General features: G+C 42.4%; 12 protein-coding genes. 8 read left to right on the plus strand and 4 right to left on the minus strand.

All coding sequences use genetic code 11. The features are described 5' to 3' along the window. Complete coding sequence (gene nth, locus C6N34_RS11215; protein ID WP_006276608.1) at positions 1-654, plus strand: endonuclease III; 654 nt, start codon at positions 1-3, stop codon at positions 652-654. Positions 655-682: 28 nt separating this feature from the next. Here the strand turns inward: nth and C6N34_RS11220 are convergent, their stop codons facing one another. Next, a complete protein-coding gene (locus C6N34_RS11220; RefSeq protein WP_115538775.1) occupies positions 683-2,218 on the minus strand; it encodes a YifB family Mg chelatase-like AAA ATPase in 1,536 nt (511 codons plus the stop codon). 171 nt (positions 2,219-2,389) lie between these two features. Here C6N34_RS11220 and C6N34_RS11225 point away from each other — a divergent pair, with 171 nt between their 5' ends. The 3 genes from C6N34_RS11225 to C6N34_RS11235 all read left to right on the plus strand — a co-directional run bounded on the left by C6N34_RS11225 (position 2,390) and on the right by C6N34_RS11235 (position 5,086). Beyond that, positions 2,390-2,740, plus strand: coding sequence for a histidine triad nucleotide-binding protein (locus C6N34_RS11225; RefSeq protein ID WP_006276606.1), 351 nt, complete (start codon positions 2,390-2,392; stop codon positions 2,738-2,740). Between the two features lie 323 nt (positions 2,741-3,063). Further along, on the plus strand, positions 3,064-4,146 hold the full coding sequence (gene psbA, locus C6N34_RS11230) for a photosystem II q(b) protein (protein ID WP_006276605.1): 1,083 nt from the start codon (positions 3,064-3,066) through the stop codon (positions 4,144-4,146). A gap of 565 nt (positions 4,147-4,711) precedes the next feature. Beyond that, complete coding sequence (locus C6N34_RS11235) at positions 4,712-5,086, plus strand: hypothetical protein (protein WP_057177490.1); 375 nt, start codon at positions 4,712-4,714, stop codon at positions 5,084-5,086. A gap of 28 nt (positions 5,087-5,114) precedes the next feature. Here C6N34_RS11235 and C6N34_RS11240 read toward each other — a convergent pair whose 3' ends face one another. Beyond that, on the minus strand, positions 5,115-5,588 hold the full coding sequence (locus C6N34_RS11240) for a hydrogenase maturation protease (RefSeq protein ID WP_006276602.1): 474 nt from the start codon (positions 5,586-5,588) through the stop codon (positions 5,115-5,117). Between the two features lie 12 nt (positions 5,589-5,600). Then, positions 5,601-6,779 carry a M20 family metallopeptidase gene (locus C6N34_RS11245; RefSeq protein ID WP_057177492.1) on the minus strand — a complete coding sequence of 393 codons (1,179 nt, stop codon included), beginning with the start codon at positions 6,777-6,779 and terminating at the stop codon, positions 5,601-5,603. A 373-nt stretch (positions 6,780-7,152) separates the two neighbouring features. Between C6N34_RS11245 and ffh the strand changes: the two genes are divergently transcribed. The 4 genes from ffh to C6N34_RS11265 all read left to right on the plus strand — a co-directional run bounded on the left by ffh (position 7,153) and on the right by C6N34_RS11265 (position 10,360). Continuing rightward, positions 7,153-8,595: a signal recognition particle protein gene (ffh, locus tag C6N34_RS11250; RefSeq protein WP_006276600.1), complete on the plus strand. Its 1,443-nt coding sequence runs from the start codon at positions 7,153-7,155 to the stop codon at positions 8,593-8,595. Between the two features lie 91 nt (positions 8,596-8,686). Further along, positions 8,687-8,950 (plus strand): 30S ribosomal protein S16, encoded by a 264-nt coding sequence (rpsP, locus tag C6N34_RS11255; RefSeq protein ID WP_006276599.1) that lies wholly within the window; start codon positions 8,687-8,689, stop codon positions 8,948-8,950. Continuing rightward, entirely contained in the window at positions 8,910-9,329 is a 420-nt protein-coding gene (locus tag C6N34_RS11260) for a KH domain-containing protein (protein ID WP_057177493.1), read from the plus strand. The genes rpsP and C6N34_RS11260 overlap by 41 nt, the downstream gene beginning before the upstream one ends. Positions 9,330-9,406: 77 nt before the next feature. Further along, positions 9,407-10,360, plus strand: coding sequence for a PhoH family protein (locus tag C6N34_RS11265; RefSeq protein ID WP_006276597.1), 954 nt, complete (start codon positions 9,407-9,409; stop codon positions 10,358-10,360). Between the two features lie 71 nt (positions 10,361-10,431). Here the strand turns inward: C6N34_RS11265 and C6N34_RS11270 are convergent, their stop codons facing one another. After that, entirely contained in the window at positions 10,432-11,691 is a 1,260-nt protein-coding gene (locus C6N34_RS11270; protein WP_115538774.1) for a DUF4912 domain-containing protein, read from the minus strand. Positions 11,692-11,924 lie beyond the last annotated feature (233 nt).

The raw sequence follows: 11,924 nt of genomic DNA on the forward strand, positions 1-11,924 counted from the left end.
ATGGGTAATAAAAAAATCTCCAAACTATCTAAAAGGGGACTAGCTTTAGAAATTCTCTCTCGTCTTTATCGTCTTTATCCTGATGCAACCTGTTCTCTAAACTATCAAACCCCAGTCCAACTTTTGGTGGCCACTATTCTTTCCGCACAATGCACGGATGAAAGAGTTAATAAGGTAACCCCAGATTTATTTGGTCGCTTTCCCGATGTCCAAAGTTTAGCAGAAGCAGATGTATTAGAATTAGAGAAATTAGTTCATTCTACTGGTTTCTATCGCAACAAAGCCAAAAACATTAAATCCGCGTGTATGATGATAGTGAGTGATTTTAACTCAATTGTTCCAAATAAGATGGAGGAACTATTAAAACTACCCGGGGTAGCAAGAAAAACGGCAAATGTGGTCTTAGCTCATGCTTATGGTATTAATGCGGGGGTGACGGTGGATACCCACGTTAAAAGATTAACTCAACGGTTAGGTCTAACAGCAAGTACCGAACCAATTAGCATAGAGAAAGATTTAATGGAACTACTACCCCAACCGGAATGGGAAAACTGGTCAATAAGATTAATATATCATGGTCGTGCAGTTTGTAAAGCTAGATCTCCCAGTTGTGAAAATTGCGATTTAGTTGATGTATGTGCTAAAAAACTTTAATAAAAAAATAAAAATCTATTGTAACTCTCTACTGCATTCTATCTATAGTTCTATATTGAATTGCCTCTGCGACGTGTTGAGACTTTAAGTTTTCCTCATCTGCTAAATCCGCAATAGTCCGTGCTACTTTAAGAATGCGATCGCTCGCCCGTGCGGAAAGTCCTAGTCGTGTAATTGCACTTTCTAACAGCTTACGACTTGTATCATCTAACTTGCACCATTTTTGTAGATGACGACTTTGCATGTGAGCATTGGATTTAACATGGGGTTCAGACTGAAAACGAAGGTTAGCAATAGCTCTGACTTTTTGCACTCTTTCTCTGACAATTTTGGAGGATTCTCCCCTGGTTTCGCGAGTAATTTCCTCTGGTTTCAACCGGTTTACTGCTACCTGTAAATCAATTCTATCCATTAATGGACCCGACAACTTTGCCCAATATTGTTCTCGTTGTCGGGGGGAGCAAGTGCATGGTTGGACTGCATCACCATAATATCCACAAGGACAGGGATTGGTACTAGCAACCAAAGTAAATAGTGCTGGAAAAACTACTGATTGACGAGTGCGAGAAATAGTTACATATCCATCTTCTAAAGGTTGTCTCAAAAATTCCAAAACATCCCTTTTAAATTCTGTTAATTCATCTAAAAAAAGCACACCTCTATGGGACAGTGAAATTTCTCCGGGGCGAGGAAAACTACCACCTCCCACTAGGGATGGACCGGAAGCGGAGTGGTGAGGACTGCGAAAAGGACGCTCGTACACTAATGAACCACGGTTTTTCAATAAACCAGCAACAGAATGAATGCGAGTCACTTCCAAAGATTCAGAAAATTCCAATGGTGGCAAAATCCCTGGTAAGCTTCTGGCCAACATTGTTTTTCCACTCCCGGGGGGACCGACAAAAATCAAATTGTGTCCCCCTGCAGCGGCGATTTCTAATGCTCTCCGGGCGTGGGATTGACCCTTAACATCCTGCAAATCCGCCGAGTTAGAAGATGTAGATAATAGACTTTCCTGGGTGGGTTTTAAACTTACCTTCTTGTGGTTTTTGATGTTATTTAATAAATCCACCACTTGTAAAATGTTAGTGCAACCGTAAACATTTAAACCCTCTACTACTGCTGCTTCTTGAGTATTTTCCATGGGTACTACTAAACTACTAATCCCCAATTTTTCAGCAGCAGCTGCAATGGGTAAAACTCCTGTAACGGGTAGGAGTGTACCATCTAGGGAAACCTCGCCTAAGAATAAAAATTCTCCCAATAAATCAAGATTGACTTGTTCTGATGCGGCCAAAATTCCTATACTAATAGGTACGTCAAAAGCAGGTCCTTCTTTCCTAAGATCTGCGGGAGTCAGATTGATCACTATTTTACGTACAGGAACGTTAAAACCTGCATTTCTCAAGGTTGCTTTTACCCGTTCCTTAGACTCTTGAATTGCTGAATCGGGTAAACCTAAAATGATAATTCCTGGTAATCCTCCACCAGAAATGTCCACTTCCACGCCTACTTTCACAGCGTCTATACCAACAATGGATGCACTCCAGACTCTAGATAGCATTTTACTATGGGAAGAACTTTTGATATCACTCCACTTTATAAAAGCAGATTTGTTCCCAGATTGCCATTGGGGAAATTACGCAAAACTACTCTAAAACTACTTTTGAGATGGCCAGATTTGTCCTAAAATTTACAGACAAACCACTTTAGCAATATTTAACAGCAATTCTTCATGACTTTAACTCCAGACACCATTTTCGGTAAAATCATCCGTCGGGAAATACCCGCCAACATAGTTTATGAGGATGAATTGGCTTTAGCATTTACAGATGTTAACCCCCAAGCACCCACTCACATTCTGGTCATACCCAAGAAACCCATAGTCAATCTAGCTACTGCACAAGCGGAAGACCAGCTGTTGTTGGGACACTTATTATTAACCGTACAAAAAGTCGCCCAAATAGCGGGTCTTGAACAGGGTTATCGCGTAGTTATGAATACAGGACAGGATGGAGGACAAACAGTCTATCACCTGCACATACACATCCTGGGGGGAAGGTCCTTGTCCTGGCCTCCAGGTTGAAAAGACCCAAAATCCCCGAGTCAATCCGGGGGTAGGGAGGCACAATTATTCTTAGGATGGGTTAGTGGTAGCCTAACCTGTGCGGGTGTTGGGTTTCATACTTCAACCCAACCTACGTTCATCTTACTATTTAATTCCACCCACTCCTGGAGGTTTATATTCAAAAACTATTTGATAAACTTATCATAATCAGGAAATGTTATCAGATTTACTAATAGTAAACCCCTTTACAATAGAAGAAGTATCCTTTAAATTAGTATATCAAGTAGGGATAACCGCCTACTTATTATCATATCATAAAGCTCATAAAGCAATCATAAAAAATGACCACTACCTTACAACAGCGCTCTAACGCTAGCGTATGGGATCGTTTCTGTGAATTCATCACCAGCACCGAAAACCGTATCTACGTCGGTTGGTTCGGAGTGCTAATGATCCCTACCCTATTGGCTGCAACCACCTGTTTCATTATTGCCTTCATCGCTGCTCCCCCTGTGGATATTGATGGTATCCGCGAACCCGTGGCAGGATCTTTGATTTACGGAAACAACATCATCTCCGGTGCGGTTGTTCCTTCCTCCAACGCCATTGGTTTGCACTTCTACCCCATTTGGGAAGCTGCTTCCTTAGATGAATGGTTATATAACGGTGGTCCTTACCAGTTGGTAATTTTCCACTTCCTGATCGGTTGCGCTTGCTACTTAGGTCGTCAGTGGGAATTGTCCTACCGCTTGGGTATGCGTCCTTGGATCTGTGTAGCTTACTCTGCGCCTTTGGCTTCTGCTACTGCAGTATTCTTGATCTACCCCATCGGACAAGGTTCCTTCTCCGACGGTATGCCTTTAGGTATTTCCGGTACATTCAACTTCATGATTGTGTTCCAAGCTGAACACAACATTTTGATGCACCCCTTCCACATGCTAGGTGTAGCTGGTGTATTTGGTGGTAGCTTGTTCTCTGCAATGCACGGTTCTTTGGTAACCTCTTCCTTGGTGCGTGAAACCACCGAAACCGAATCTCAAAACTACGGTTACAGATTCGGTCAAGAAGAAGAAACCTATAACATCGTTGCTGCACACGGCTACTTTGGTCGTTTGATATTCCAATACGCTTCATTCAACAATAGCCGTTCTTTACACTTCTTCTTGGCTGCATGGCCAGTAGTTGGTATTTGGTTTACTGCTTTAGGTGTAAGCACCATGGCATTCAACCTGAACGGATTCAACTTCAACCAATCCATTATTGACTCTCAAGGTCGTGTAATCGGTACTTGGGCGGATGTAATCAACCGCGCTAACTTGGGTATGGAAGTAATGCACGAGCGCAATGCTCACAACTTCCCCTTAGACCTAGCTGCTGGTGAAGTTGCTCCTGTTGCTTTGACTGCTCCTGCAATCAATGGTTAATCTCAAACAGTTTTAATTGATTGAAAATGCCCTCCAGTAATGGGGGGTATTTTTTTGGTTTCTTTTTTCAATTTTTTTAATTCAATATAAATATCCTGATCCATAGGAAATTTAGCAGAAAAGCAAAACATGATTTTAGCATACTTCCTTCAACATTATACTGGGTGACAGTATCGATAATTTCATTTTTTTAGTTAGTTATGTCTATCATTATGTCTAGCTGGAAATCTCAAGACAGGGACGACGATAAATTAAATACTGATAACGCAACAACATCAAAATCAATCTTTCACCATCGTAAACTACCTCTAAATACTGATTGAGAATTTGAAAATTAGAGTTTTATTGGTAGTTAGGTAGTGGTGGAGGAATGCTCACCAAAGCTAATCAGATGGTACATACCTGTCCAAGAAGTTATTTATATTTCTCCAGCAATAATTATTGGGGAGTAGATTGTAATGATATTGGTGCTTATTATGATGATTAAGCCCAATCTTTTCTAAAACCCAATAAGGATGTTTTTATTTGACGACTACCGACAAATAACATAGGAAAATCAACGGAAATGGTTAGAATAAAGTCAGGATTCAACGCTGATGACCAACACCCCATTCAAGCCACTTCAGCAGATATTATTCTGCGCCAACAGCTGGAATACTCTATCAGTCGCTACTTTTATCATGGGTGTGACCGGAATATTCAAAACTTGCTCTCTTACTGTCGTTGGTACATGATAACAGATACTAAAGCTTTGACTTTAGTAATTGAGTGTCCAGACCAGGTAAGCAATTGGCGAATTTTGCAAAAAATTGTCCCCATGGCTAGTTTACTTTACAGTGTGGTTAGCAGTGCCAAAATTCGTATTTGTCCGCCCGATGCTGGTGCTATACCATTTGAAATGAGGGTAGATGAACTCTCTGTTTATCGGGATTGGGCGTAGAACCCGAGATTTATAGGTCTTATAAGTCCTAAGTAAAGTTAGCGTTCTCAATTGTTGTAATTAGTTCTGCAAAAACTAATTGAGCGGAGTGATTAACAGCAGGACTTAAATCTAGACCAAAATCTAGATTTTCCGCTTCAATCAAATAAACAGTCACATCCTGGGGGAAATCATCCGCAAAGATTTTTCTCCCAGCAGCTAGGGCGTGATCCCAACGGAAATCATGCAGGTTATAACCCACTTGGGGTAGACCTTCCAATTCTTTCCCTGGGACTCTAAATATAGCACCAGGTTGGGAATTCGTGCAACTAGCATCCACAATAATTAATTTTTTGCTTCCTCTAGCTTGGAACATCACTTCTATTCCCCCAGTACCACAATCAAAAATCCTCACCTGGGGGTGGGGATTTTCCGCCACATATTGCTGTAATTTCTGGGCAATGATTACCCCCACACCGTCATCATTACGATTGAGATTTCCGCATCCGATGATAGTTAACATGGAATGTTGATCTTATTTTTGCCAATACTTATATGCTGCATAGGCCAATGTCACGACTCCGGTAATAATTGCAGAGTCATCTACCTCAAATTGAGGATGATGTAAGGGATGATTGATAATTCTGTCTTTATAACCCACCCCGAGACGAAACATGGAACCAGGAGCATAATCCAAATAAACAGAAAAATCCTCTGCTCCTAGGGAGGGTTCTGGTAAAACCTGTACGTAATCGCTACCCCATGCTTCTTCCGCAGCAGATTGTAATAATTGGGTTAGGGAATAATCATTTTGCACGCTGGATATACCATGACGGTAATTCACTTGATATTTGGCATTATAACAATTACAAACGTTAGCAACTATTTTATCTATCCATGCTGGCATTTGACTGCGAGTTTCTGGGTGAAGAGACCGCACTGTACCTAGTAACTGAACTCTATCGGCAATTACATTTGGGGCTCTACCACCACTAATTTTACCAATGCTCAATACTACAGGACGTAAGGGATTTTGAGTTCGACTAATAGCTTGCTGTAGGGCAGTAATTACTTGAGATGCAATCCAAATTGCATCTACTGCTTCATGAGGACGAGCGCCATGTCCAGATTCACCTAAAATAATAATTTCTAAATCGTCTGCTGCTGCAGTTAATGCACCATAACGAATACCTACAGATCCGGCAGAAATAGACGGAAAAACATGAACCCCTAAAATGGCACAAACATCATTCATTGCTCCCTCTTGTACCATCCAACCCGCACCCTGGGCAATTTCTTCTGCAGGTTGAAATAAAAACCTGATTCTCCCTTCTACATGGTTGGCTATTTCCGATAGCACCATGGCTGTTCCTAGACCTACTGTGGTATGAACATCATGTCCACAAGCGTGCATCACTCCATCCCTGGATGAACTATGGTCTAGTCCGGTACGTTCTTGTATAGGTAAGGCATCCATATCAGTACGAATTGCCAAAATCTCCTCTCTCGGATGATTGGTGAGTAATTCCCCGACAACACCAGTTTTACCCACTTCCTCTAAGACGTGCAATCCGCTGGAAGACAACACACCCGCCACAAATGCTGCAGTTTGATGTTCTTGACCACTCAGTTCCGGGTGAGCATGAAGGTGACGGTAAATTTCTCGTAAGCGAGGTGCAATATTATTACTTATTTCCTTAATGCGGTTTAGCATTTTTGAAGTTATTTGGAATGTACTTTGCTAAGCTTCCTACCATGATAGTTGATTAATTGGCTAATTCAAGCATATACAGATTCTTTTTTTATCAAAAAACCAGCCAGGGATCTAGTAAAACCTAGAAATATAAATTTTTTATAAATTTTTGTTAATTGAACTCTCAAGGGGTAGCCAAAATGGAATAGATTGGTTATATTTTACTTAATTGACTATACCGAAAGACTTATAGACTATTCAATATGTGATCCCCCCAGTTTGGAACTAACCTCTCTGGGGGGGTCTTGTTTTTGAGGGAGCTAGGTTCTCAAATCAAGTTTGACAATCATAAATTATATACAATGATATATAATGTAAATTCATATTTGACCAGATGTTTGATGCACTATCTGACCGCTTAGAAGCTGCCTGGAAAAAACTCCGGGGACAAGACAAGATCTCCCAATCTAACATTCAAGATGCCTTGCGCGAAGTGCGTCGTGCTTTGTTAGAAGCAGATGTTAACTTACAGGTAGTCAAGGATTTTATTGCCGATGTTGAAACTAAGGCCCAGGGAGCAGAGGTAATATCTGGAGTACGACCTGACCAGCAGTTTATCAAAATTGTTTATGATGAACTAGTGCAGGTCATGGGAGAAGAAAATGTACCCCTAGCAGAAGCACAAAACCAAACCACCGTCGTCCTGATGGCTGGTTTACAGGGTACGGGGAAAACTACCGCTACTGCTAAGTTAGCTCTCCATTTAAGAAAAACTAATCGCAGTTGTTTGTTGGTAGCTACGGATATATATCGTCCTGCGGCTATTGATCAATTAGTTACACTAGGTAAGCAAATTGACGTACCTGTTTTTGAAATGGGTAGTGATGCTGACCCGGTTGAAATAGCTCGTCAAGGAGTGGAAAGAGCCAGGAATGAAGGGATCAACACGGTAATTGTTGATACAGCTGGAAGGTTACAAATAGACCAGGACATGATGGCGGAATTATCCAGGATCAAATCAACTATTGAACCTGATGAAACTCTATTAGTTGTGGATGCCATGACAGGACAGGAAGCAGCTAATCTGACCCGCACCTTTCATGAACAGATTGGGATTACCGGTGCTATTTTGACTAAAATGGATGGTGATAGCCGAGGCGGTGCAGCTTTATCAGTGCGGCAAATTTCCGGAGCCCCAATTAAATTTATCGGTGTGGGGGAAAAGGTTGAAGCTCTACAGCCATTTTACCCTGACCGCATGGCATCCCGTATTTTGGGTATGGGTGATGTGCTGACCTTGGTGGAAAAAGCACAGGAGGAAATTGATCTAGCTGATGCTGAGAAAATGCAGGAGAAAATTCTCTCGGCCAGGTTTGATTTTACCGACTTCCTCAAACAGCTGCGCCTCATGAAAAATATGGGCTCTTTAGGTGGGGTTATGAAATTAATCCCCGGAATGAATAAAATTTCTGATGAGCAGTTAAAACAAGGGGAAACCCAACTAAAACGCTGTGAGTCTATGATTAGTTCTATGACTAAGCAAGAGCGTAAAGACCCAGATTTGTTGGCTAGCTCTCCTAGTCGACGCAGGCGAATCGCTTCCGGTTCTGGTTACAAAGAATCGGATGTGACTAAATTAGTATCAGACTTTCAAAAGATGCGATCGCTAATGCAGCAAATGGGACAGGGTAATTTTCCGCCAGGTATGTTTGGTGGGGGTAACCCCCTAGCAGCAGGAAATCGTCCCAGTCCAGGTTGGCGGGGTTATCCTGGAGGCGCACCACCTACCACCAAGAAAAAGAAGGAAAAAAAGAAAAAAGGATTTGGCACCCTATAGGTTTCCCTATTCCTTGATGGCTATGCTATAGTTGGGGTTTAATGCCCAAAAAATGACCACTGATAAATTAACAGGAGAATAAACTCTCAACATGATCAAATTGCGCTTAAAGCGACTTGGTAAAAAGCGGGAAGCAAGCTACCGTATTATTGCCATTAACGACCTATCTCGTCGTGATGGTCGTCCTTTGGAAGAACTAGGATTTTACAACCCCAGAACTGATGAAGTGCGTCTTGATGTTCCTGGTATTGTAAAGCGTCTGCAACAAGGCGCTCAGCCTACGGACACAGTTCGTCGCCTTTTAGTAAAAGCTAATGTTTTTGAACAAGTCAGTGCCAACGCCGCATCATCATAAGCTAGAGACAAAATTATCAACAACCAGTCCTAACTATACGGGACTGGTGAGATTTCTTGTGGAACCATTTTTGGACTCCCCAGGGTCTTTGAGAATCGATTGTGAAATGTCCAATACCCTAAAACGGGCTTGGATTCGCATTGCTTTTGACCCTACGGACAAAGGCAAGGTTTTTGGTCGGGGAGGACGCAATATTCAGGCAATTAGGACTGTAGTTACAGCAGCAGCAGAATTAGCGGGTCAATCGGTATATCTGGACATTTATGGCAATAATTCCCATAGTCCAGATGGAAGTGATGAGGAAGAAAAAATATTCCCACCCAAATCACGGAGTGGAAATACCCCCGGATCTTTTTCTAAACCCCGTTTCCGTCGTTAAGTTATCAACAACCTCATACTGGGATCCTTAACTTCTTTAATGAGGTTAAGGATGTATGTTCCACGAATTTTACAAATATGGCAGGTACGGTTATAATTGGGTTGCCTAATATTCCTAGTGCGATCGCACTAGCAGGATATGGGGAAGCAAATCTGAAATTTCTGTCCCAACAAACGGGAGCTAATTTGGTTCTCAGGGGACAAGAACTTCTGGTTTCCGGTAAGGAACAACATGTGGATCTAGCAGTGAAAATAGTCCAATCCCTAGAAGAGCTTTGGAGTACAGGGAATAATATTGCCAGTGCGGATATTTTAACCGCACGTCAAGCAATAGAGGGCGATCGCCAGGGGGAACTGCAGGATTTACAACGGGACATTCTGGCTAAGAGTCGTCGTGGTCAAGAGGTTCGCGCTAAAACTTTTCGTCAACGACAATATATTGAAGCCATTCGCAAACGAGACCTAACATTTGGTGTTGGTCCTGCGGGCACGGGTAAAACCTATCTTGCTGTTGTGGTTGCTGTACAAGAACTGCTATCTAATCAGTTTGAAAGATTGATCTTGACACGTCCTGCAGTGGAAGCTGGGGAAAGACTAGGATTTTTACCTGGGGACTTGCAGCAAAAGGTTAATCCCTACCTGCGTCCTCTTTACGACGCTATTAATGAGTTTATTGACCCGGAAAAAGTACCCAACTTGATGGAACGGGGAATCATCGAAGTGGCACCTTTGGCGTATATGCGGGGACGTACTTTAAACAATGCCTTTATCATTGTTGACGAAGCCCAAAATACTACACCTTCCCAAATGAAAATGGTGCTAACCCGCTTAGGCTTCGGTTCCCGTATGGTTATTACCGGTGATCTCACCCAAACTGATTTACCCCTCAATCAAGACTCAGGTTTGACCGTGGCCTTACAAATTTTAAAACACGTTGAGGGTATTGCATTTTGTGAGTTTACCCAAAAGGATGTGGTGCGTCATCCCCTGGTGCAAAGGATAGTTTCCGCCTATGAAAAACACCAGAAGTAGGGAAAACCCCCGCCATATAGCTATATAGCGGGAGAGAAATTGCAGTTATAAAGTAATGTAAAATTCAATACCTAAGAAAGCCATTCCAGAACAGCTTCTTCCTTGGTATTAGTATGGCGAGAAGGTGTTTCCCGTTCAAACTTCATGTGAATAGAGCGGGTTTGCTCACCATCAGCAGCAACAGCCAAAATTGGGTAGTCAATCAAACCATCTTGGAAGGACATTTGGAAACGGAATGTACCATCTGGATTGAGTTTAATTGGACGACCACCAATGGTCACCGTAGCATCTGGTTCAGTCGCACCATAGACAATTAGTTCCGCATCAGCAACCAACCAAAATTGTCTAGGACGTACAGGTATTGCGGAAGCAGAGAATCCGACACCGGACATGCCAACACCAGACATATTAACGTTAATGCCAGATGCAGTGGGGACTGCCCACATACCAACACCGGATGGGAAGACATAAGAACTTATAGCCTGTTCTGGACGTACGGAACCAGGTACATGCTGCATAGAGCCAAACAGGGAACCAGCAACTCTTTGTGCTTCCCCTGATTCCGCTAAATCATAGATTTTGTCACGAACTGGATCACCTCCAGGGATTGCAGTAGAAACTCCAATCGCCGCTTTCTTAGCAGGAGGTATTAATTCATACTTGGTCTTACCACGCAGGTCTTCCTCAAAATCCACGGTGATGAACACATCTTCAATCCAATCCGAGGGATATACAGGAGGAATATGAACCCTCGCAGAACGTGCTAGCACCAACCAGCGACCATCGGGAGTACGATAGCCAATATCTATAACATAATCGCGATCGCTCACAGGAATAGGTAAGTACCATTCCCTAGCCAATTCGTCCGCAGGATATTCCTGAAGACTATGAGGACTTTGATGATCTAAATCAACATCGGTGACATCATAAATCCGTAGAGCCAATTGTTGTCCACCTTGGCGACGCAACTCTTGCTTATGCTCATTAGGTATATCCCAGTAGGTGTAAGCCCATTGTGGATCCCGGGGTAAAAGTACGATGCGACTTTCACCATAACCACCTGGTAAATCTCCTAGTCCAGCGTCCACGTCAGACAAAGAACCACCATTACGATCTTCTTGACCTAGTTCAAATTTTGTTGCTTCCACGTTTTCCTGCGCCTCCAGTGACTGAGATGGACTAATCGAAAATTTGCGAGTTTGCACTTCTTGAATTGATGCCAGCAGTTGGGATTTACGCATTCTGCTGTACCGAGATACACCATACTCACTGGCAACTTTACGGAGTTGCCTGAGGGTCATCTCCTCCATAGGTGGGCGTTCTTTTGCCATTGGCTTTAGCCTCCAGTAGTTTGTAGGGCAAATTGCTTCCCCTGATTATAGGAAGGTTCATAAAATGTTACCCATTCTAAATGAATTTTCATTCCTGACTTCTGGTTTTGCCCAGTGTATAAGCGTTTTTATTGTTTTTTTAATTTGTTTACATACTTTCCGATTTTGGGATCGGGCGGTGTGTTTTTCCTGATGAAATACTAACAGGTAATTATGCCTATTGATCAAGGAGT

The sequence above is a fragment of the Cylindrospermopsis raciborskii Cr2010 genome, assembly GCF_003367075.2.
Taxonomy (GTDB): domain Bacteria; phylum Cyanobacteriota; class Cyanobacteriia; order Cyanobacteriales; family Nostocaceae; genus Raphidiopsis; species Raphidiopsis raciborskii.